Origin of the sequence: Streptomyces durmitorensis, from assembly GCF_023498005.1 — a bacterium.
Classification (GTDB): domain Bacteria; phylum Actinomycetota; class Actinomycetes; order Streptomycetales; family Streptomycetaceae; genus Streptomyces; species Streptomyces durmitorensis.
In genome coordinates, this window is record NZ_CP097289.1 from 9,433,938 (window position 1) to 9,454,590 (window position 20,653).

General features: G+C 68.5%; 19 protein-coding genes. 3 read left to right on the forward strand and 16 right to left on the reverse strand.

The window, feature by feature from the left end; genetic code table 11:
- Nucleotides 1-24: 24 nt before the first annotated feature.
- The 3 genes from M4V62_RS41785 to M4V62_RS41795 form a co-directional block, all read right to left on the reverse strand.
- Nucleotides 25-990 carry an ArsR/SmtB family transcription factor gene (locus M4V62_RS41785; protein WP_249592417.1) on the reverse strand — a complete coding sequence of 322 codons (966 nt, stop codon included), beginning with the start codon at nucleotides 988-990 and terminating at the stop codon, nucleotides 25-27.
- A gap of 261 nt (nucleotides 991-1,251) precedes the next feature.
- Nucleotides 1,252-2,769 (reverse strand): helix-turn-helix domain-containing protein, encoded by a 1,518-nt coding sequence (locus tag M4V62_RS41790; protein WP_249592418.1) that lies wholly within the window; start codon nucleotides 2,767-2,769, stop codon nucleotides 1,252-1,254.
- 377 nt (nucleotides 2,770-3,146) lie between these two features.
- A complete protein-coding gene (locus tag M4V62_RS41795) occupies nucleotides 3,147-3,491 on the reverse strand; it encodes an STAS domain-containing protein (RefSeq protein WP_249592419.1) in 345 nt (114 codons plus the stop codon).
- Between the two features lie 370 nt (nucleotides 3,492-3,861).
- On the opposite strand from M4V62_RS41795, the gene M4V62_RS41800 reads away from it, so the two are divergent.
- On the forward strand, nucleotides 3,862-4,440 hold the full coding sequence (locus M4V62_RS41800) for a DUF5994 family protein (RefSeq protein WP_249592420.1): 579 nt from the start codon (nucleotides 3,862-3,864) through the stop codon (nucleotides 4,438-4,440).
- Between the two features lie 311 nt (nucleotides 4,441-4,751).
- On the opposite strand, the gene M4V62_RS41805 is transcribed toward M4V62_RS41800, so the two are convergent.
- The 4 genes from M4V62_RS41805 to M4V62_RS41820 all read right to left on the reverse strand — a co-directional run bounded on the left by M4V62_RS41805 (nucleotide 4,752) and on the right by M4V62_RS41820 (nucleotide 7,477).
- Complete coding sequence (locus tag M4V62_RS41805; RefSeq protein WP_249592421.1) at nucleotides 4,752-5,774, reverse strand: acyl-CoA desaturase; 1,023 nt, start codon at nucleotides 5,772-5,774, stop codon at nucleotides 4,752-4,754.
- Nucleotides 5,775-6,145: 371 nt separating this feature from the next.
- Complete coding sequence (locus M4V62_RS41810; RefSeq protein WP_249592422.1) at nucleotides 6,146-6,328, reverse strand: hypothetical protein; 183 nt, start codon at nucleotides 6,326-6,328, stop codon at nucleotides 6,146-6,148.
- Nucleotides 6,294-6,881, reverse strand: coding sequence for a hypothetical protein (locus M4V62_RS41815; protein WP_249592423.1), 588 nt, complete (start codon nucleotides 6,879-6,881; stop codon nucleotides 6,294-6,296). The genes M4V62_RS41810 and M4V62_RS41815 overlap by 35 nt, the downstream gene beginning before the upstream one ends.
- Nucleotides 6,881-7,477, reverse strand: a complete 597-nt coding sequence (locus M4V62_RS41820) for a polysaccharide deacetylase family protein (protein WP_249592424.1) — start codon at nucleotides 7,475-7,477, stop codon at nucleotides 6,881-6,883. Before M4V62_RS41820 ends, M4V62_RS41815 begins: the two co-directional genes overlap by 1 nt.
- Before the next feature lie 414 nt (nucleotides 7,478-7,891).
- Here M4V62_RS41820 and leuA point away from each other — a divergent pair, with 414 nt between their 5' ends.
- A complete protein-coding gene (gene leuA / locus M4V62_RS41825; RefSeq protein WP_249592425.1) occupies nucleotides 7,892-9,667 on the forward strand; it encodes a 2-isopropylmalate synthase in 1,776 nt (591 codons plus the stop codon).
- Here leuA and M4V62_RS41830 read toward each other — a convergent pair.
- The 5 genes from M4V62_RS41830 to M4V62_RS41850 form a co-directional block, all read right to left on the reverse strand.
- Nucleotides 9,649-10,872: an FAD-dependent monooxygenase gene (locus M4V62_RS41830; protein ID WP_344646442.1), complete on the reverse strand. Its 1,224-nt coding sequence runs from the start codon at nucleotides 10,870-10,872 to the stop codon at nucleotides 9,649-9,651. The two genes, leuA and M4V62_RS41830, sit on opposite strands and share 19 nt — an antisense overlap.
- 77 nt (nucleotides 10,873-10,949) lie before the next feature.
- Nucleotides 10,950-11,840, reverse strand: a complete 891-nt coding sequence (locus M4V62_RS41835) for a hypothetical protein (protein ID WP_249592427.1) — start codon at nucleotides 11,838-11,840, stop codon at nucleotides 10,950-10,952.
- Between the two features lie 2 nt (nucleotides 11,841-11,842).
- Nucleotides 11,843-12,112, reverse strand: a complete 270-nt coding sequence (locus M4V62_RS41840) for a MoaD/ThiS family protein (RefSeq protein ID WP_249592428.1) — start codon at nucleotides 12,110-12,112, stop codon at nucleotides 11,843-11,845.
- On the reverse strand, nucleotides 12,109-13,317 hold the full coding sequence (locus M4V62_RS41845; RefSeq protein WP_249592429.1) for an acyl-CoA dehydrogenase family protein: 1,209 nt from the start codon (nucleotides 13,315-13,317) through the stop codon (nucleotides 12,109-12,111). Before M4V62_RS41845 ends, M4V62_RS41840 begins: the two co-directional genes overlap by 4 nt.
- A gap of 258 nt (nucleotides 13,318-13,575) precedes the next feature.
- Complete coding sequence (locus tag M4V62_RS41850; protein WP_283779180.1) at nucleotides 13,576-14,277, reverse strand: HAD family hydrolase; 702 nt, start codon at nucleotides 14,275-14,277, stop codon at nucleotides 13,576-13,578.
- 255 nt (nucleotides 14,278-14,532) lie between these two features.
- On the opposite strand from M4V62_RS41850, the gene M4V62_RS41855 reads away from it, so the two are divergent.
- On the forward strand, nucleotides 14,533-15,879 hold the full coding sequence (locus tag M4V62_RS41855) for an NsdA family TPR-like regulatory protein (RefSeq protein ID WP_249592431.1): 1,347 nt from the start codon (nucleotides 14,533-14,535) through the stop codon (nucleotides 15,877-15,879).
- Nucleotides 15,880-15,921: 42 nt separating this feature from the next.
- Here M4V62_RS41855 and M4V62_RS41860 read toward each other — a convergent pair whose 3' ends face one another.
- From M4V62_RS41860 to M4V62_RS41875, 4 genes are all read right to left on the reverse strand, one after another.
- Nucleotides 15,922-16,125: a cold shock domain-containing protein gene (locus M4V62_RS41860; protein ID WP_249592432.1), complete on the reverse strand. Its 204-nt coding sequence runs from the start codon at nucleotides 16,123-16,125 to the stop codon at nucleotides 15,922-15,924.
- 72 nt (nucleotides 16,126-16,197) lie between these two features.
- Nucleotides 16,198-16,950, reverse strand: coding sequence for a bestrophin-like domain (locus M4V62_RS41865; RefSeq protein ID WP_249592433.1), 753 nt, complete (start codon nucleotides 16,948-16,950; stop codon nucleotides 16,198-16,200).
- Between the two features lie 828 nt (nucleotides 16,951-17,778).
- On the reverse strand, nucleotides 17,779-19,455 hold the full coding sequence (glsA, locus tag M4V62_RS41870) for a glutaminase A (protein WP_249592434.1): 1,677 nt from the start codon (nucleotides 19,453-19,455) through the stop codon (nucleotides 17,779-17,781).
- Nucleotides 19,456-19,693: 238 nt separating this feature from the next.
- A complete protein-coding gene (locus M4V62_RS41875; protein WP_249592435.1) occupies nucleotides 19,694-20,647 on the reverse strand; it encodes an ion transporter in 954 nt (317 codons plus the stop codon).
- Between the last annotated feature and the right edge of the window lie 6 nt (nucleotides 20,648-20,653).

A 20,653-nucleotide genomic window follows, 5' to 3' on the forward strand; every position in this document is an offset into this window, starting at 1 on the left:
AGGCCGAGAGGCGAGCGTGGTCGTCTAGGGCAGCAAGGGCATCGCGCCGCCGTTGAGCAGATCGGCGCCCAAGGGGGTGAGGATGTGCCGCACCCGTTGACGCTCCCGCATGCTGGCGATCAGTCCGGCCTGGCGCAGCACCGCCGCGTGTTCGCTGGCCGATGACAGCGATACGCCGGCGTGGCGAGCCAGCTCGGTGGTGGTGCGGGGTTGGTGGAGCGTCTGCAGCACTGCGGCACGGGTGTGCCCCAGCAGGGGCGCCAGCCTGGAGTCCGCCGTGGCCGCCTGCTCCGGAACGGGGGAGCAGGCGGGGTAGACCAGCACGGGCAGCAACTGCTCGTCCAGGAGGGCGACCGGCGTACGGCGACAGAAGTACGACGGGACGAGCAGCAGTCCGCGCCCGCCCAAGTGCACGTCCCTGTCCACCGGGTAGTCGGCGGCCAGCACCGAGGAGTCCCAGCGCAGCATGGGCGCGAAGGTGTGCAGCATCGCTTCCGTCCCGCCGCGGCACTGCACTCCGGTGCGGTGCTGCCGGTCGGCCTCCACACGGCCGGCGACCCCGGACCACAGGGGCTGAAGGACGCACCTGTTGTACCGGTGCAGGGCTCTGCCCAGCCAGTGCAGGGTGTCCACTTCGCCGTCGGCGAGGGACCGGGTCCAGGCGGGCAGCGCGTGGTGCTGCGCCAGCAGGGAGAGTTCCTCGCGCATGCGGCGCCGGGGTGTGGACAGGACGGCGTCGATGCCGCTGTCGAGCCCGTCCAACGCCGCCGCGGGGGTGAGGAAGTCCGGAAAGTATCCGCGGGCGGGCATCAGCGGGGTCAGCGCGCGCAGTATCTGCTGCTGCGGGTGGGACGGCGTCCGTCCGCCGAGGATCGCGCGGGCGTTCCTTCTGCCTTCCTGGAGTTGGTGCATGCTCAGGACGATTTCCCACAGTGGGTCGGGCCTCTCGGCGACCCGGGTCCGGGACAGATCGCCCCTGGTGAAGTGCATACGCAGCACGGTTTCCCCCGATGGTCCGCTACGGCGTTGTCCTGCCTGCACAGGTCTTCGCGTTTCTCGGTGGCCGACCTCTCACGGGACGGCCCGAAACGCCGGGGCAGGCAGGCGCTGCCCAGGCGCTCGGGTCTTCCGGCGCTGGTCAGGGCGCCGGAATCGCCTGGTGCACGGGCAGTTGTCTACAGGCTAGAAGTCATCGGACCCGGGGACCAACGTGCACGGTGCTCAACTCCGGGCTCGGGTTGTGCACGGTGCTCAGATGGCCTGGGTGGCCCGGCCCGCGGCGATGTGCAGCGCGTGGACGACGTGGTGGGTGCCGGTGCCGGTGGTCAGGAGATCCAGGCCCAGAGCGGCCTCTGCGGTGCGCAGGTGCGCCCGGACCGTGTTGCGGCTGATGCCCATGCGGTGGGCGGTCTGCTGCGCATCCGCATTGGCGTCGATCCAGGCCTGGAGCGTGCGGCGGTGGCGGGGTTGCAGGGGGCGCAGCACCGTCTGGGCCCAGGCGGCGGCGGGCTCGGTGCTCAGCAACTCCTCCAGGGCAGGGGGCACGTGGTGGCCATCGGGTTCGGGACCGGAGCCAGAGCCGACGAGCGCGAGGGCCAGGTGGACGGCAGCGCGGCAGCGGACGTCGGCGAGGTCCTGACCGAGGGCTTGTTGTGCACGCCTGAGGTGGGCGGTGACGGTGTTGCGGCTGAGGCCCAGCAGACGGGCCACGCCGGAGCGGGGCATGCTCGTCGCAAGCCGGGTGATGTCGGCACTGGTCTTGGGGGCGGCGTCCAGCGGCCGCAGAAACGCCCGGGCCCAGGCGAGGGCGGGCTGAACGGGGAGGAGGCCTGCCAACGACGTCTGGCCCTGATGGAAGGCGACACGGCCGGCCGTGGTGCGGGCACCGGCCAGCGCATGGGCGGCCTGGCTGTAGGCCTCCGCCGTGGCGTGCAGGGGCTGTACGCCACTGATGCCCAGCGCATAGCGCGGATTGTCGCGCACCAGACGACGCAGCGTCTCAGCCAGCCCGGGCGCCGGGCCGTGGCTGACGCCGTCACGAGCGCGGTTGGTCTCGTCGTCCTCGGCGATGAGACAGATCAGATGCTCTTTGAATACGGGGCAGTGCACTATCAGCGCCGACCCGTGATAGCCGGAAGGATCCTGATGGGCCTGTGCGATCCGGTCACGGTCGGCCGACGGGCAGCGCAGCAGGTGAATCCGCAGCCGATCGGCGTCCAGGAGCGGGGGAACGACACCGGTCGTCATCCGCCGGGCGAGCAGCGGACCTCCGGCCAACAGCCCGTGCAGCACGGCGAATCGCAATTGGCGTGCCTTGTCGTCGTAGACCCGCCGCGTTTCCTGTCCGGCCTCGGCGCGGCGCAGCAGGGCCAGCACGCTGCCGGTGTGCGAGGTCAGCGCGACGGTCTGGGCGGTCGGCTGCGACCCGGCGGCCACCACCAGCACCGGGCGCGGTCCGTGCGGTCCAAGCGCTTCGCAGCGCACGTGCAGCCCTTGAGTCTGGGTCGCAGCCGCGGCCAACTGCCCTCCGCACAGGCGCGCGAGCAGCCCGGCGAGCTCGGACAGCACCTCCTGAGGAAAGGCTGCCGTGGACGCCTCCACCGTGCCCGCGTCCTGCGCGACCACCGCGGCGTGGACGCCGGTCTGCCGGTGCAACCAGTCGAGCATCCTGCAGACGTCCGGCCCGGCCTCGCAGGATGCCTGACGCCGCACCTCACGCAGAAGCCCACCCAACTGGGCTTCCAGCAACTGCTCCCCGTTGTCCCGCACGGCTCTGCGCCCCCTGCCGACAGCCAGATTCTCCCCGCACCAGCCTGCCCGAATTCGCCGTGCCTGGCAGCCAACTACCCAGCCGCCCTCTGTCGCGGCTGCGCGTGGAGCCATATCCTTCTCTCAGGCGAAGGATTCACGTGCTGTCGCTGACCGCGTGCTTCCATCAGGCTCCCAGCCCCCGAGCCGGAACAACACAGAGGCCCGGCTGGAGCCGTATCACCGACAACACGGCTCCAGCCTCCGCCCGCCCGGCGTGTGGGGGTACATCCCGCATCCCCCAACTCCGGGAGGGCCCTTGTGGGGATGCGGTGGTGGGGAGCACCGCATCCCCACGCTTGGGGATGCCTCACGCCGACGCTGCCCCGCGGCCGGCTTCATCCTGCCGCCGCGCAGGCCTGTTCCGTGGACGGGTAGAGGTTGAGGATCTGGTCGGCGCCGGTGATCCGGAGCATGCGCAGCAGTTGGGGCGGCGGAGCGGCGATGCGCAGCGTGGTGGCCTGATGGATGAGGAGCAGCAGGTTCAATGCGGAGGAGTCCGCGAAGCTCACTGCGCCGGTGTCCAGGATGAGCACCGGGAGTGCGGCGGCCGCCCTCTCCATGGCTTCGCGCACCGGGGGCATGGAGTCCATGTCGAGGTCCCCTCGGACGACGACGACCCAACTGCCCTCCCTCGTGTACTGCTCCACGACGCACTTGGGGCGGCTGAGGCCCTCGGGCATGGGGCTACTCCTGACATGCGGGGTCTGGACACGCGCTCATTGTTGCTACCACCAATGCTCAATGTCTAATCCGGCCAGGATAGATTTCTGCATACTGGCCGATGAGGTAATCGACTCCTGTCGGGTTAGAGGAGTGCTGGGTGGGGCGCGAGGGGGTAGGAAGGCCGGCAAGCAAGGTGCACGTTCGGTGCGGGCGCGCAGAGCCACGTTCGTAAGTCCCGCGTCGACGAAGTCCGTTACCGCCTCCAGGGGAGTAGCCTCAAAGTATCGAGAGTCTTTCGCGCACCGGCTTCCACGTCGGTGTCGTTCTCGGCGAGTGACGACACCGAGCCGGGCCCACGGGCCAGCGGTCCGGAGACAGGTTCGCGCAATGCCCGCGACCACCGACCGACCCACCCTGCGGATCGTGCCCTTCAGGGTTCCGACCGCCCGCCTCGCGCTGAAACCCGTGAGCCCCGCCCGAGGGCTTCTGGACGGCGCCTGGTGGCCTCGCTCCCGGGACTTGGCGCAGGAGCTCTCCACTCTGGCCGACGTGCTGGATCCCTTGTGGGGGCGGATCACTCGCATCGCCGTCAACCCTATGTACTGGCCGGTCATCCCGCGGGAAGTGCCCGTCAACGGCCATGTGGTGAAGGTGGGTTGGTTCACGACGGAGTTGGACCCCCACAAGATCATGCTCCTGTCCTACACCGCGGGCCGATGGGACCTGCTGGTGATACCGCCCGAGTCCAGCGCCCCGGCAGCAGCCCGCCTGATGGCCGCCGCGAGCGAGAGCGCCGGGCCTCCTGTGACCGCGAGTACGCTCATGGCAGCGGAACAGGTCCTCCACGGCAGCTCAGAGGCCGGCCGGGAGCCGGATGCCAAAGAGGACTGGGAGTACGGCGGTGGCGGCACCCCGTTGGCACTGGTCGCTGTGGCTCTGCCGAGCCATCTGACCAGGGAGATGTGAGCGCCGTGCTCACAGGCTTGGCCTTCAGCGTCCTGCTGATCCTGATCGTTGCCGCGACACGGGCCGGGCAGGCCGCAGGGCAGCCACCCACCCACCGCCCCCTCCACGGAGCCCGCCGCGGTCCGGCCGTGGCGCGCAAGCGTGACGGCGGCCGGGGGCGTTCGCGCCCCTGGCGCCGGAACACGCATCGTCGTCGCCACTGATCCGGCAGCGGACGGACGCCGACTCCCCGCGCGCTTCGGGGGAGTGAGGGCTGCAGTGCGGTGGCCATGAGAGCTCTTGCGGACTGCTGTGCGGAGGGGCGGGTGGATTCACAGCCGACGGGAGGCGACGCGATCGGGGGTCGGCCAGCGCACGTCGTGCACCCAGCCGAGGCGCTCGAGGAGACGGATGACGGCGGCCGAGGGGTCGAGCTGGCCGCGGTCGACGCCGTGGCGCGCGCTGGTGGGGTCGGCATGGTGGAGGTTGTGCCAGCTCTCGCCGAAGGAGAGCAGGGCCAGCGGCCACAGATTGGTGGCCCGGTCATGGCGCCGGGTGCGGAACGGCCGGTCCCCGATCACGTGGCACAGGGAGTTCACGCTCCAGGTGACGTGGTGGAGCAGCGCGATGCGCACAAGTCCCGCCCACAGCAAGGCGGTCAGGGCGTGGACCAAGGTGCCGCCGATGGCCCAGCCCACCGCGAACGGCAGTGCCAGGGTGAGGATGCACAGGGCGGGAAAGGCGCGCGAGACAGCGCGGATGTCGCGATCCGCGAGCAGGTCAGGGGCGTAATGTTCGGCGGGCGTGGCGTCGTTGCGGAACAGCCAGCCGATGTGCGCGTGCAGCAGACCGCGCAGTTGGCCGCGCAGGTGCGTGCCGTAGCGGTAGGGGGAGTGCGGATCTCCCGGCCGGTCCGTGAAGGCGTGGTGGCGGCGGTGGGTCGCGACCCAGCCGATGACGTCCCCCTGGAAGCTCATCGACCCGGCCACCGCGAGCGCGATGCGTACCGGCCGGACGGCACGGTATCCGCCGTGGGTCAGGCCGCGATGGAAGCCGACCGTGACGCCGAAGCCCGTGACCATGTAGAGGACGAGGGCGAGCAGGACGTCAGCGGGATGGATGAGGCTGCCCCACAGCAGCCAGACGGCCAGGCCCAGCGCCAGGAAGGGAGCAACGACGATCACCGTCGTCACGATCACGTACAGCCGCTCGCCCCTGCTGCGCGGGGCGGTCGGCTCTTCCGCGGAGAAGGGCCCCGCTCCGTCGTATTCCTGTTCCTGAGAGGGCTGGACGGCGTCCGACGGTGCGCTCGTTGGACCGGCATGGGCCGCGGACGTGGTGGAACTGGCCGGCATGGGGAACTCCTTGACCTCGGTGCGATGGCGCGGCCGGGGTCACGGGCTGCTCCTGCGCGGCTGTTGGCGTGCGGCGAAGGGACGTTCAGGGCGTGTTGTTCGGATGCGTACGACGCTTCGGCCGCCGGCTGATCCTGATCCGGGGACGGAAGGGCTGGGAGCGAGCGCCATGGAACCGCGGGGCCTGGCCCGGCCTGAGCACCGGCGTACGAGAGGCCCCCGCTGCACCCAGCGTACTCCTGGGTGCCCGAGTGAGGCCGCGCTGCGCCTGTGCGACCGTGCCCGCCTCCGGTGTGGGGGAGGCGGGCACGGCGTGGGGCCAGGTCTCGCACGGTCAGGACTGAGTCGAGTCCGGCCTGACCAGGGGCAGGTCAGGTGGTGCGTGCCACCTTCACCGTGAGGTTGTAGTCACCCTTGCCATCGGTGAAGCGTCGGACGACGTCGTACGATTTTCCGGCGGTCGGCAGTTGCTTCGCCACCGCTTGGCTGGTGAAGACGAGGACGTTGTCCGCGACGTGGTCATCCTCCATGAAGCCGATGAGCCACTGGATCATGGCGCCGACTCCCGCCACCACGGCCGCTACCCAGGCCGCCACGACGGTGGCGCCGAGAACGGCCGGTGAACTTGGAGGCCTTGATGGTGAACCGCGCAGAGGCCGCCGAGGTGGAGGGGGAGCCGCCTTGCTCCGCGCCCGCCTGTTGCACGCCACCTTCGGGCGCGGTGGCCGACGGGATCGCGTGGGCCGACTTGATGATCTCGGGGACGTCGCGCTTCAGCTCGGCCATGGTGTAGTTCTGCTTGACGTCTAGCTGCGCGAACCTGCTCGAGAACATCTCGCTGCGCAGTGACTGCGGGAGTTTCCTGTCGAGCTTCCCGTGCGCTTTGATCTCCTGGTCGGTGTAGCCGTTCTTGCGGAAGGCCGACACGATGGCCTGTTCCAGGTCGGTCAGTTTGGTGCCTTCGGCGTGCTTCGCGAAGCTGTGCAGGACGATGGCCAGGAACCAGGTGCGGTCCTTGTGGGCCACGAACTTCAGGCGCAGAGCCGCCCCCCTGCCCTGGTTCTGCACGAGTTCGTCGAACACGACGTCCAGCGGTCGAGCTGCCATTAGGCGGCGAGGGTGGTGAAGCGGAATCCCCGGTCGAGGAGACGGGGCAGGTAGGCCTTGAGGGCTTCGATGGTTTGGGTGCGGTTGGCGCGGCCCTCGTACTCGGGGTACGTGTGCCGGCTCAGGACGCCGTCGTGGTGAAGGACGACGGCCCCTGTTCTGGCCTGGTCCAGGACAGTTGCAGAGATGTGCGCCGCGCCTGGGTTGGACCAGTCGCGCGGATCGATCGACCAGCAGAAGGGCCGCATTGCGAGATCCGCGCAGATCGTGAGTGCGGCAGGGGTGAAGTGTCCGTAGGGAGCGCGAAAGAGAGAAGGGCTACGGCCGCCGTGGACGCGGGCGACAGCCTCGTTGGTACGGGTGATCTGGCGACGGACTGCTGTCGTGGACAGCTTCTCGAGTTTGGGGTGGGACCAGGTGTGGTTGCCGAGCGTGTGACCGTCCGCAACGATCTGGCGTACGACATCGGGGTACTTCTCCACATTGACGCCAAGCACGAAGAACGTCGCCCGCACCCCGTGGCGGCGCAGGACCGCCAGGACCCGAGGGGTGTACAGCGGGCTCGGTCCGTCATCGAAGGTGAGGGCCAGAGTCATGGGGCCGGCGGCGATCTCGGATTCCGGAACCGGCCGGGGCCCGGGGCGCCCGTCAGCCGCTGATGGCCGGGCAGGCTGCTCGTGGCAGGGATCCGCGCTCTGGGCGACCGCACTCCGTGGGTAGCACAGGGGCAGCACAGCAGCGCTGCCAACGGCCAGAAAGCGTCGTCGTGTCGTGGCTGAGTGATCCATGGTCATCACCGCAGTGTCGCCCGCTTTCGCAGGCTCGAGGGCGAGACACGTCCAGAGGAACGCTGCTCAACACGTTCAACAGCCTCGCCGGTGAACAGCACGGATCCTCCGGCGGCCGGGGGCACTCGATGAGGCATGACACATACGGACACGGCAAGGTCATGCCCGGTCGAGACGAAGCAGGCCGGGCGAGTGGCTGACAACGACGGGGGACCAAGGATCATGAGCCGCATGAATCAGGCCACCGGCGCGGTGAGTGAACCTCAGAAACCCTCGGGGATGCCGATCCACAAGTACGGGCAGTACGAGCAGGTCGACATCCCCGACCGCACGTGGCCCGACAACCGGATCACGGTCGCTCCCCGCTGGCTCTCCACGGACCTGCGTGACGGCAACCAGGCGCTGATCGACCCGATGTCCCCGGCGCGCAAGCGCGAGATGTTCGACCTGCTGGTCCGCATGGGCTACAAGGAGATCGAGGTCGGCTTCCCCTCCTCGGGCCAGACCGACTTCGACTTCGTACGGTCGATCATCGAGGACGGCGCGATCCCGGACGACGTCACGATCTCCGTCCTGACGCAGGCCCGCGAAGAGCTGATCGCCCGCACCGTCGAGTCGCTGGTCGGCGCCAAGCGCGCCACCGTCCACCTGTACAACGCGACCGCGCCCGTCTGGCGCGAGGTCGTCTTCCGTGGCTCGAAGGACGCGGTCAAGCAGATCGCCGTCGACGGCACGCGCCTGGTCATGGAGTACGCCGAGAAACTGCTGGGCCCCGAGACGGTCTTCGGCTACCAGTACAGCCCCGAGATCTTCACGGACACCGAGCTGGACTTCGCCCTGGAGGTCTGCGAGGCCGTCTGTGACGTGTGGCAGCCCGAAGAGGGCCGCGAGATCATCCTCAACCTGCCCGCCACGGTGGAGCGTTCGACGCCCTCCACCCACGCGGACCGCTTCGAGTGGATGTCCCGCAACCTGACCCGCCGCGAGCACGTCTGCCTGTCCGTCCACCCGCACAACGACCGCGGCACCGCCGTCGCCGCCGCCGAACTGGCCATCATGGCCGGCGCCGACCGCATCGAGGGCTGCCTGTTCGGTCAGGGCGAGCGCACCGGCAACGTCGACCTGGTCACGCTGGGCATGAACCTCTTCTCGCAGGGCGTGGACCCGCAGATCGACTTCTCCGACATCGACGAGATCCGCCGCACCGCCGAGTACTGCAACCAGATGGAGGTCCACCCGCGCCACCCGTACGCGGGCGACCTCGTCTACACCGCCTTCTCCGGCTCCCACCAGGACGCCATCAAGAAGGGCTTCGAGGCGATGGGCGTCCGGGCCGAGCAGCAGGGCAAGACGGTCGACGACATCGAGTGGGCCGTCCCGTACCTGCCCATCGACCCCAAGGACGTCGGCCGTTCGTACGAGGCCGTGATCCGCGTCAACTCGCAGTCCGGCAAGGGCGGCATCGCCTACGTCCTGCAGAACGACCACAAGCTGGACCTGCCGCGCCGCATGCAGGTCGAGTTCTCCAAGATCATCCAGACGAAGACCGACAGCGAGGGCGGCGAGGTCACGCCGAAGGCGATCTGGTCGGCCTTCCAGGACGAGTACCTGCCGAATCCGGACGGCCAGGAGGACGCCCGGTGGGGCCGTTTCCAGCTGCGGTCCGGGCAGACCGCGACCGACAGGGACGGCCTGGACACGCTGACGGTCGACGCGGTCGTGGACGGCATCGAGACTGTCCTGACCGGCACCGGCAACGGCCCGATCTCGGCCTTCTTCGAAGCGCTGGCCGTGACCGGTGTCGATGCGAGGCTGCTGGACTACCAGGAGCACACGATGAGCGAAGGCGCGCGGGCGCAGGCGGCCTCGTACATCGAGTGCTCCATCGACGGCCAGGTGCTGTGGGGCGTGGGTATCGACGCGAATACGACACGCGCCTCGCTGAAAGCGGTCGTCTCAGCGGTCAACCGGGGCGCACGTCAAGGCGTTTCCGACTGAGCTCTTCGCTCACTCACCGTCCGGGGCAGCTTGAGCCCGCCGAGTGCGCCGCCACCGTCCGCCTGTTGACACCATGTGTCGAGGGCGGACTGATCCATCGCTCCCCAGTCCGGGGCTTCCTGTACCAGTGCCTGTCCCAGACTGCGGCCAAGGTCGACCATGGTGCGACCGGCGGCGCTGCGGTCGGCGTCGTACGTTCTCAAAGCGTCAGCCAGAGATCCTGGGTGCGTGGTGAGGGCGGACTCCAAGGCTGTGGCGTCTTGGAGCGCCTTGACGGTGCCGGCGCCGGTGTGAGGGCGGGCGACCGTGGCCGCGTCGCCCATCAGGAGGAGCCGGTCGGTGGTGTACTGCGGTGCGGTGAAGTCGTACAGCGGCTGGATGAAGAGTTCGTCGGGTGCCGTCAGACCCACCAACTCACCCCAGTAGGGCGGCAGATGGGTGTCGGCGATCTCGGTCAGGTGCGTGTGCAGGGCCTCGGTGACGGTGCCGGGCGGGAGGCTGGTGGGGTCGTTCAGGGCCAGGTCGAGACGCGTGGGCGGGGTGGTGAAGAGAACCCAGTTCACCCGGTGGCCGCCCGCGCCGTCCGGGATGCGGAAGGCGGTGAGCTGGCCGCCTGGGAAGACAGCGAAGACGCAGTCCTCGTCGGCCCACGCGGCGGGATCGGTGAGTCGGTCGGCCGGAAAGGCGCCTCTCCAGGCGAGGTAACCGGCGTACTCCGGACGGAGGTCGGGGCAGACGGCTCTACGAACCACCGAACGATAGCCGTCCGCGCCGATGACGAGATCGAAGTGCTCGGCCCGGCCTTCGGATCCGGCGGTCAACTCCGCGCCCTCTGGGGTGATGTCGATGCCGGTGACCGTGGTTCCGGGGCGAAACTGCGCCGAGTCAGGAACGCGACGGCGCAGTTCGTGCCAGAGCGGCCCCCAGGTGTACGTACGGAAGGGGAAGGGGGTGACAGCAACCTCGCGGCCCAGCGACGAGAGCCCGTCGCGTACGTACCAGCGGCGCCGGGTCAGCTGGACCCAGGGTGTATCCGTACCCAGGTATCCCTGCGAACTGAGTTCCCCGTGGCGGGAATTGTGCATGACCAGCCCGACGCCGCGGTCCGTCGGGCGGTCGACGGCGCGTTCGTACACGACGATCTCGCCGACGCCCCCACGATGGGCGGCGAGCGCCGCGGCGCACCCCGCGATGCTGCCGCCCACGACGGCGATTCTGATTCCACGTACTCCACGCATCCGGTCTTGCACTCTCTCCGGTCTCGCCTCCTCGCTGAGAGACGCTAGGTCGTGGCCCCCACGGTCTCCCACGCGGTGACACACGCACCGGGCCGGGCTGGATCGTCGACCGAGTGCTGGAAGATCACCGGCTCGCCCTCGCCTGCGCCTCCGTTTGTGCCGGTCAGGACGCGGGTGGTGATGCGGCACGTTTCGAAGGCGTACATCGCGCGACGGAAGACCGCGGTGACGCTGCGCACGGGGCGGCCGACAGCGATTCGCGCCACCTCCGGCGGAGTGGTGTCCCGGAGGAAAAGCCGTTCCCTGGACTGGGTCAGGAGTTCCACGAGCTCGCTGTACAGCCACTGATCGGCGACCTCGCAGTGGCTGCGGCACAAGGGAGTCTTCCAACTGACGGGCTCAAGGAGCTCCTTGCCCTCGGGCGGCTTGGCGGCCAGGACCTGGGCTTTGCGATCCGGCCGGTAGATCTCCTCCGGCCGGAAGAGGGCGAACAGGCTCTCGGGCAGAGTGCCGGGGACTCCAGTGAGCGACTGGCTGTCCACGACGGTCAGCAGGCGCAGGTCGGTCCGGATGGTGGCGACCTGCAGTGCGGGGTCGGTGCCCGCCTGGAGACGTGCGTGGATGTCGACGCTCAAACGCAGGTACGTCGCCGAGTCGCTGGCCTCTACACGGGCGCTGACTGCCAGCCAGTCGGCATCGCAGAAGCGCAGGTCCGGCAGGTGGGAGTCGAGGCGGACCATGCCGATGACGCACCCGGTGAGATGATCGTGCAGCATCCGGGAGTGGGGCACCAGGTACGCGGCGAACCACTGGGAGAGTGCGCTCATCGACAGGCCGAGCAGAAACCGGGGCCGGAGCTGGTCAGGACCGAACTGGGTCGGGTTGGTGGGGACTTCGAAGGTGATCTCACGGGGCGTGGCCGTCGGCATCGGCACGGTCAGCCTCCCGCGATGGCGGTGAGGAATTCGATGTCGTCGTCCTCGTGCAGGGGAGTGGTCAGGCCGGCGCCGCGGGACAGCTCGCCGTTGATGAAGACCCTGTGGGTGGCCCTCATCCGGCCTTCGCCGTCGCGCAGGATGGGGCGCAGGCGGGGAAACCGGTCTTCGACCTCGGCGATGGCGTCACCCAGGACGGGGGCGTGGCTGATGATGGTGCGCTCGTAGTCGACGAAGCGGAGAAGCAGGCCGGAGAAGCGGAGTGTCGTCATGCGGGGGTGTTGTCCTTTCGGGGTGCTCCGACGTGGCCGGGGCCGTCGGGGTCGGGCAGGGAGGTGGCGGCGAGAGCACCCAGGTTGACCTCGAGGAGGTTCTGGGTGCCTGCGGCAGCCACCAGTCCGGTGAAGTCGCGCAGGCAGATTCCGAAGTAGGGGTCGCCGTAGTAGAAGTGGCCGCCCAGGACCTGGAGCGACTCCTCCACCACGGAGCGGACACAGTCGGTCATGCGGTGTTTGGCCGCGGACACCAGCGGGTCGAAGAAGAGGTCGGCCTCGTCGTCGGTGGCTCGGCGCGCGGCCCGGTAGAGCATCGCCCGGGCGGTCTCCACTGCGATGTACATGCGGCCGAGGGCGGCTTGGACGTTGGGGAGATCGCTGAGCGGCTGGCCGTGTCGGACGGTCGTGCCGAGCCGGGCCGCGCTGAGTTCGACCAGAGCACGTGCCTGGCCGAGGGAAGCGCAGCAGACCGTCAGCCTGCGGGCGTTGAGCAGGCGCTGGGCGTGGCTGATGCCATCGCCGTCCGTCACGATCCGGTCTTGGCTCAGGGGCACGTCCCTCAGGTCGAGCGACGCGGGCCCTGAGGTGCGGTTGCCGACGGGGTCCAGGGCGTTGACGGTGACGCCGGGGTCTTCGCGGTGGACCAGGCAGGCGGCGATGTCCCCGGCCCCGTCGTTCGCGTAGACGAGGAAGACATCGGCAAGGAGGCCGCCGGTCGTGAACGCCTTGTGCCCGGAGAGCAGGTACCCGCTCTGAGAGCGGCGCAGGGTCGTGCGCATGGAGAACGCGTCAGCGTCCTCGCTGTAGGCCAGGGCGATGCCCAGCTCGCCGCGCGCGACGGGGATGACATAGCGGTCGGTCAGGTCCCTTCGGCCCGAGGCGAGCAGCGACTCGGCGATGATCGTGCGGGTGCCCAGGATCAGTGGGAATCCGTTCTCACGGCACAGGTATCCGATCCGTTCCATGGTGAGTGCCGAGGTCAGCGGGTCCATGGCTTCACCGCCGACCGCGCGGGGGAGGGAGAGGGCCTGCAGTCCCAGGGCGGCCGCCTCGGTGAAGTAGTGCTGCGGCACGGGCTCCCCCGCGGCGTCACGGGCGTCGGCACCGCGGCTCATGTCGGCCAGGAGAGGGCCCCAGCGGGCGTCGACCTCCCGGGCGGCCTTCTGTTCGGCAGGGGTGATCGACCACAGGCCCTCAGTCATCGCTCACACCGTTCCAGGTGTCGACGGGCCTGAGTTGTGCCTGAGTCGTTCTGACGGAGGCAGCTCCCGAAGCTCGCCCACATCGTGCTGTGTCTCTGCCGGAACCTCTCCGAGCACGTTCATTACCACCTTCCGCCGTACGCGGGTTTCTGTCTCCAGGCGAATCCCCGAACTACGCGATGCAGAACGGACAATCCGATGCGGAGGTGGTGAACGTGTTGAACGCGTCCGCACTGCGTCGGTTCCGCCCGCCGCGTGCTACACCCGGGACTGCCACTGAAGTCGGCAACGATGGAGCACGTCGTGCCGGTCGGCCACGGTCCAGCCCCGCTTCTCGGCGGTCTGTCGCAGCTCGCCGTCGGGTTCGAAGGCGACCGCCCGGCCCACCTTGTCCAGTACGTCGATGTCCGAGGACGAATCTCCCATGGCGAATGAGCTCGCCCAGTCGACGGAGGTCGTCCGGGTGATGTGTTCCAGGATCTTGGACTTGGCGCCGCGCAGAGCGGGAGCACGTTCCACGCGTCCCGTCAGATGACCGCCGGCCTGCGCCAAGGTCATGCCCCAGTAGCGCTTGATGCCCAACTGCCGTGCGGCCGGTCGCAGTACGTTGTCGGGACTGCCCGACAGAAGGCATACGGTCATCTGTTGGGCCTGCAGCCAGGTGACCAAGGGCTTCGCATGGCCGAAGACGTGGAGGCGGGACTTCTTCCACACCCGGTGAGCTAGCTCGTCCAGCGTCACGGCGCGCAGGCCGGTGACCGCTTGCCCATACGCTTCGTAGAAATCGCTCGCGCACTCGTCGTGGCTGATCACACCTGCCTGGTATCGATGGATCGCGTCGAGCGCGACTTCGGCAGAAGCGGTGTCGCACTCCGCCGTTCTGGCCAGAGCCTTGGCCATGTCCGCGGCGAGAAATCCGTTGAAGAGCGTGCCGTCCATGTCCAGAACTGCCAGTTTCACCGTCAAGGAAACACTCCCGAATCGTGGTGTCGATGTCAGGAGTTCGGTTTCCCGGGCGAATACACGGCATGGGCCGGTGGGGAGTTGAGGGTGTTGAACCTGTTGCGTATCCGATCGGCATCGGACGTGGACGCTCCCGTGCGCCCCGCACGCGTCCGTATGTCTGGATGGGACAGGGGAATATTCTTCCTGAAAACGCCAGGGGCGGCGTTCCAGGCCGGTCCTGCCGTCCGGCGGCAGGGCTTGAGGAGACCATTGGCGAGCAAACGCATTCCCAACGATCGGTTGCGGGCCTTGTTGGCCGAGGCGGAATGGACTTCTGCGAGTTTTGCGCGCGCCGTCAACAGAGCCGGTCGGGAGATCGGCCTGGCACTGTCGTACGACCGGACGTCGGTCGCACACTGGCTTGCGGGGTCGCGTCCACGTCGCCCGGTGCCCCAACTGGTGGCCGAGGTCCTCTCCCGAAGGCTCGGACGGACCATCACCGCTGTCGTGGCGGGCTTTCCCCATGACGGTGGGGAACGGGCCGGGCAGGCCGCTCCGCACAGCCGGGCGGGTGCCATCGCCAATCTGGCCGAGCTCACCAGCACGGACGCCGACGCCGTGCACTCGCGGCCCCTGCAGCAGTCCCCCTACCTGGCGGCTCCGAAAGCCGTGCCCCGCTGGCGCGAAGTGTCGCGGATGGCGGGGGCTGGTACCCGCCCGGCCGGGCCCAGGGCGGGGCAGACGGAAGTCGCCACGCTGAAAGCGGCGGTGCAGACATTCGCGAAGGGGCTGGACCGTCACGGCGGCGGTCATGCCCGCTCGGCTCTCTCGGCTTTCCTCGCCGATGACGTAGTTCCCTGGCTGAACAGACCGGCCAATGCCCAGGTTCATCAGCAACTGCTCACAGAGGCTGCCCGTCTGGCCTTCGTACGGGCCCGCCTCTACAGCGACAGCGGATTCCACGGCGCGGCACAGCTCTTCTATGCCGCGGCCCTCCGGCTTGCCAACGAGGCCGGAGACCGCAGCACATGGGCAGTGATCCTGAGAGGGATGAGTAGTCAGTCCCTGGCCCTCAAGCATCTCCGGGCCGCACTGTCCCACGCCGAGAACGCCTACGCCGCGCTGCCGGCGAAGACGTCACCCGCGTCCCGGTCGTTCGTTGCGGCTCAGCTTGCCGTCGCGCGCGCAGTCGCGGGCAGGCGCCGCGATGCGCTGTCCGCGCTGGAGGAAGCGGGCAGGAGCTGGGAGGAGAACGGTTCGGCCGCCGGGCCGTTCGGTGCGTATCCGCGGGCCGCGCTGGAGTTCCAGCGTGCGCAGACGCTGCGCGGGCTGGGCGACGTCAGAGGCGCGATCGAGGCGCTTTCCGTCTCCTCCGAGCACCGTAGGCCCGACGACCGTCGCGGTCACGCGCTCACCCATGCGGCCCGAACCAAGCTGTTGCTGCGGTCCGGCCACGTGGAGGAAGCCTGCGGAAGCTGGCGGGCGTTCCTGGAAACCGGGTCGGGACTGCAGTCGACGAGCACGGACCGTGCAGGGGCCGCACTGCGGCGGGAGTTCCTTCCCTATCGCTCGTACGCCACCGTCGGTGCGCTGCTGGCCAAGCAGCGCAGGAACTAGTGGCGGGTCGGGAGCCCGGATGACTGCCGCCCTCGTCGGGCATCACGGCTGGACATGCCGGGCCTCGAACCGCCCGCAGCCCAGTTCCAGCTCGAAGGTGACCTGCTGTCCCTCCGAGAGGACCCTCAGGTCGCCGTCGAAGTCCTCACGTTTGACGAAGACGGGCTCTCGCTGGCCGACCGGGACGATGAAGCCGTAGCCACCCTCACGGTTGAAGTACTGCACCAGTCCTTTGCACCTGTTCATCACGCATCCATTTCTGTGGTGAGGAATTGAACTGAAGGGTTGTCGTGCCCACTGATGACCGCTCGCCCGGGATCACCCCCGCAAGGTGAGGAAGTCATCGGCGGTGATCGCCATGCCGCGGCTGAAGGGCGCGTCCATGTCCCAGATGAGAAAGAGCAGGAAGGCGAAGAGCGCGCAGTACAGCACGGCCACGGTCAACTCGCGTGGCGTGCGCCTGATCTGGAGGGCGAAGATCATGCCGATCGATACCAAGGCACCCACGATCAGGCCGAACCAGACCACTGACGGCATGGTGGGCTCCGCGGCTCCACCCCGGTTGGTGCGGGCCTCATCGGCGAGCGCGATCTGATCAGCCATGGGCGCATACGCCTGGCCCTGCAGCTCGTCGCGTGGTTCGCTCCTGAGGACCGCGGTGCGCACCTGGCCGAAGAGTTGGTCTCCCCGGTCGCTGAGCTGCCCCTTGGCCGACATCTGCGGCCACTCCTTGTGCACGACATACGTGGCGTAGGAGTCGAGGCTCCGCTGAATTGCCTCCTGCCTGGCGGCGGGGAACACCTGGGCTCGCTCGGTGACCTCGTGCAGGGCCTGAACCTCGTTCTGTACGACGGTCTGGGCTTCCCCGCGCGCCTCCCAGGCCCCCGCGATGGCCAGGCCGAGAACGATGGCGTACACCACCCCGATCATCATCGTCATGTACTCGATGACATCCGGCGTCTGTGAGGGGTCGTCATCGGCTCTCACCCGCCGCTGGACGAGCCCGGTGATGACGTAGATGACTGCGCCGGCGGCGGCCATGGCGATGACCAGCCTGAGCCAGTACGGCATGTCTGTCTCCAACTCTGTGCGGTAACTCTGTGCGGTAACGGGGAACGTCGGGTCAGCTGCGGCCGCGGCCGGAGCCTCGTGCGAGTGCGGCAGCGGCGAGGACCGCGGGCACCACGAGCAGCAGTGCCGTCGCGGTGAGAGGCGGACCGCCGGTCTTCTTCTCCCCCCGCACGCCGTCGTAGGCGCGCGGGACGGAGGGCTTGGGAGAGGGCTTGGGGGAGGGGGAGGCAGGGGGCGGCGGCTTGGCCGCCGGGGTGTCGCGTTGTGGCGGTGGCGCCGGGGCCGGCGCGGGAGGTTCGGGTGAAGGCCTGACCGGCGGCTTCGGCGGTGCGGGTTTCGGCGGAGGGGGCGGTGCGGGGGTGGCCGGCGGGGGAGTCGGGGCGGTCGACCTGCAGGCTCGGCGTACCGCTTCACCCACGTCGTGGTCGCGGGCGACTTGGCCCAGCCCTTCAAGGTCCAGGTCGGTCCCGGCGCGGGCACAGGCGTCGGTGCTCGGCCGAGCCTGCGCCACGGGTGCCTGCACGGCGATCCAGCACACAGCGGTACAGATCAGAGCCGCGAGAGCGGATCGTGTGCGCATGAGGTGCTTGGGTCGCACATCGACGGAGAGCGGGGGCTCGCGACCGGCTTCTCCTCGGTGCGTTCCGGTTCCGGGCAGCGCGAATGGCCCATTCATGCGTTCTCCTTGATCATCAGCCGGTCACGAACTCCGTGAGCCTGTGCCGACTGTCTCGGACGCCTCGCGCGGCGAGGGGACGGCACGAACTGCGGCCGGTACGGCGAGGCCGTCCCCTCGGCGCGGGTGATTGCGTTCCGGATCCGGGTCCCTCAGGCGCGCGGCTGTGCTTGCGCCGCCCCGGATGTCCTGCCGGTCTTGTCGGACCCGTTGCCCGAGCGGGTCGACTTCTGCCGCGGAACCGTCTCGGTCACCTGCTGAAGGAGTTCCGCGATCTCGCTGTGGCCCTCGCGTTCCGCGTCCTGCTGCGGAGTGCCGCCCCATCGGTCGACGGGCGCGGGGTCGACCTCGTGCGTCAGAAGCAGCCGAGCCGCTTCGGTCCGCCCTTCGGAGGCCGCCAGGTGCAGTGCCGTTCGGCCGTCGTAGTCGGCTGCTCCGAGGTCGGTGCCGGAAGCGGCGAGTCGGCGTACCTCGTCCAGATCTCCCTGGCCCGCCGCCCAGCACAGTGCGACGACGCTCTCCACCGAACTCTGGTTGCGGCGCTTGCGCGGGTCCTTGCGCGTGGCCTGGGTCTCCACCGCGGCATGCGGGTGCACCTGGTACGTCTCGACGAGTTTGCGGCAGAGCTCGATGCCGCGGACCGTGTTGCCCAGCTCATCGAGCCGGGGCGACCAGACACAGATCCCCATGAGCTGCGGGACCACGACCATCAGTGCGCCGGACACGCCGCTCTTGGCGGGCAGGCCGATGGTGAAGGCGAACTCGCCGGAGAAGTCGTACATGCCGCAGGACGTCATCAGGGAGAGACAGTGCTGGACCGTCTGCTCGCTGAACACACGGTCGCCGGTGAGCGGGCAGACTCCGCCGTTCGCGAGCGTGCCCGCGACGATGCCCAGCATCTGGGCGTCGAGCTCGATGGAACAGCACTGGAAGTAGAACTCGAGTGTCTCCTTGAGGTCGGTGCTTTCGGGAAACGCCTTGCTCTCGCGCATCGAGTAACCCAGCGCGAAGTTGCGGTCCGCGGTGGCGCGTTCGGAGAGGTAGACCGCGTTGTTGAAGCCGGGGCGACGACCGCCGGAGAGCCGCTGCCAGGTCTGTGCGACATGGTCGAACCGATCGGCCAGCGACTCTTCGGGACGGATCAGCGCGCAGCTCATGATGGCGCCCGCGTTGATCATCGGGTTGTGCGGACGCCCGGTCCGGTTCAGGGTCAGTTCGTTGAAGCTCTGGCCGCTCGGTTCGCGCCCCACATGCTGGTGCGTGGGCTCGACTCCGTGCTCTTCGAGGGCCAGGCAGTAGCTGATGGTCTTGGAGACCGACTGCACGCAGAACGGGACTGCGCTGTCACCGATCGAATGGCGCTGACCGTCCACCGTGCACACGGAGATGGCGAACTGTTCGGGATCCACCCGCGCCAGCTGCGGGATGTAGCCGGCGACCTCGCCGGAGCGGGTCGGCAGGATCTCCCGGTGCATCCGGTCGAGGTCGGCGCTGAGGCCTTCGAAATCCGGGACCGCGAGGGATCCGCGCATCGCGCGCTGGATGAGCCCGCTGTGCTCCTTGACGAGGGAGACGAATTCGTCGAATCCCATCTCCCGTTCGTTCTCGCCGTCTTCGGTCGCCGCCAGGATTCCCTCGAGCCGGGGGTCGTCCTCCCGGATTCCCATCACCGCGAGATGGGTGAGCAGTTCGTTCCGCGAGAGAGTCCCGCTCTTGTCGTCGTCGAACGCGTCAAAAATGGCCCGGTAGGCCGAGGTGTACGCATCCTCATCGGTGGATTTTCCCTTGCTGTTCTCGGAGGCCTGTTCTTCGTGGGTGCTCGCCTGCATGCTGTTTTCCCTTTCCTTGGATCAGTCGGGTGGTCGACCCTTCACTGTTCGGCTGACCTCAATTACCCGAAGCATGCGCATTGCTGCCGCCATGTGGGTGACGCGCACTGAGGAGAGAATCCTCTTGGGGGCGTACGGCGGCGCTTTTTACGGCTCGAAATAACCCGATTCAACAGTCTCAACAAACCTGTGCCCGATGGCGGAGGTCGGCTGCATTCTTTGGGGAACCGTGAATGGGTCAGTTCCTGCGGCGAGGGTCAGTCGATTGGTGCGGCAGTGTGCTCAGGGCGAGACGTTCGGCGTCGTCCAGCGCGCGCCGGGCCTTCGTGAACCGTTCCCGGACACTGACCGGATCCACCTCGGTCGCGGGATGCTTCGCGTACCGATGAGCTTCCTGTGGGCCTGCGCCGGCGCCACCGTCTCTCGCGTCGTCCGACCGGGAGGATGACGCGTCGGCCTCCGCGCCGCGCGCCTGCTCCAGCGAGTTGATGACCACGCCGATCAGCAAGTTCACCAGCATGAAGGAGCTGAGCAGGACGTAGGAGGCGTAGTACGCGAAGGACCAGGGAGAGATTTCCAGCCCCGCGCGGACCGCCTCTCCGAGGCCGTCGAGCGTCATGAGGATGAACAGAGTGAGGGCCGCCCGCCCGATCGATCCGTAGTGCGTCGGGTCGTCGTCGGCGAACCACATCCAGCCCACCATCGCGTACACGTAGAGCACCAGAAGCCCGACGGCGAGGAAGCTGGCGGCCCCGCCCGCGCTCTTCACCAACGCGGTCATGATGATGCGCATTTGAGGCATGAAGCGCGCCGCCCGCAGGATCCTGAGCAACCGGAGCATGCGCAACAGAGTGGTGTTGTCGCCCAGTCCCGGCAGGAATGCGCACAGGATCACCGCGGCGTCGAAGATGTTCCACGGCTCCCGGAAGAACTGCTTGGGGCAGTCGAGGTGGGAGAGCGCCCGCAGAGTGATCTCGGCCGTGAAGACGGCGAGGAAGACGAGTTCCGCCAGGCGGAGTTGAGTATGCCATCGCTCGGTGAGTCCGGCATATGTCTCCATGCCGAGGAGCCCGGCATTCGCGAGAATGGCTGACATCGCCGCGGTGGAGAAGAGACTTGACTCGGTAATGCTGCGGGAGCGTCGGGCGATCGCCTGTCGCCGTGTCGCGCTCATTCCAAAGTTGGGATTCATCGGTCC

Excerpts from the sequence above, each read along its gene's own strand:
- M4V62_RS41800 (WP_249592420.1), top strand. The coding sequence starts at position 3,862 with ATGCCCGCGACCACCGACCGACCCACCCTGCGGATCGTGCCCTTCAGG.
- M4V62_RS41845 (WP_249592429.1), bottom strand. The coding sequence starts at position 13,317 with ATGACTGAGGGCCTGTGGTCGATCACCCCTGCCGAACAGAAGGCCGCC.
- leuA (WP_249592425.1), top strand. The coding sequence starts at position 7,892 with ATGAGCCGCATGAATCAGGCCACCGGCGCGGTGAGTGAACCTCAGAAA.
- M4V62_RS41840 (WP_249592428.1), bottom strand. The coding sequence starts at position 12,112 with ATGACGACACTCCGCTTCTCCGGCCTGCTTCTCCGCTTCGTCGACTAC.
- M4V62_RS41805 (WP_249592421.1), bottom strand. The coding sequence starts at position 5,774 with ATGCCGGCCAGTTCCACCACGTCCGCGGCCCATGCCGGTCCAACGAGC.
- M4V62_RS41865 (WP_249592433.1), bottom strand. The coding sequence starts at position 16,950 with ATGCCGTACTGGCTCAGGCTGGTCATCGCCATGGCCGCCGCCGGCGCA.
- glsA (WP_249592434.1), bottom strand. The coding sequence starts at position 19,455 with ATGCAGGCGAGCACCCACGAAGAACAGGCCTCCGAGAACAGCAAGGGA.
- M4V62_RS41785 (WP_249592417.1), bottom strand. The coding sequence starts at position 990 with ATGCACTTCACCAGGGGCGATCTGTCCCGGACCCGGGTCGCCGAGAGG.
- M4V62_RS41860 (WP_249592432.1), bottom strand. The coding sequence starts at position 16,125 with ATGAACAGGTGCAAAGGACTGGTGCAGTACTTCAACCGTGAGGGTGGC.
- M4V62_RS41815 (WP_249592423.1), bottom strand. The coding sequence starts at position 6,881 with ATGGCAGCTCGACCGCTGGACGTCGTGTTCGACGAACTCGTGCAGAAC.
- M4V62_RS41810 (WP_249592422.1), bottom strand. The coding sequence starts at position 6,328 with ATGATCCAGTGGCTCATCGGCTTCATGGAGGATGACCACGTCGCGGAC.
- M4V62_RS41820 (WP_249592424.1), bottom strand. The coding sequence starts at position 7,477 with ATGACTCTGGCCCTCACCTTCGATGACGGACCGAGCCCGCTGTACACC.
- M4V62_RS41795 (WP_249592419.1), bottom strand. The coding sequence starts at position 3,491 with ATGCCCGAGGGCCTCAGCCGCCCCAAGTGCGTCGTGGAGCAGTACACG.
- M4V62_RS41875 (WP_249592435.1), bottom strand. The coding sequence starts at position 20,647 with ATGAATCCCAACTTTGGAATGAGCGCGACACGGCGACAGGCGATCGCC.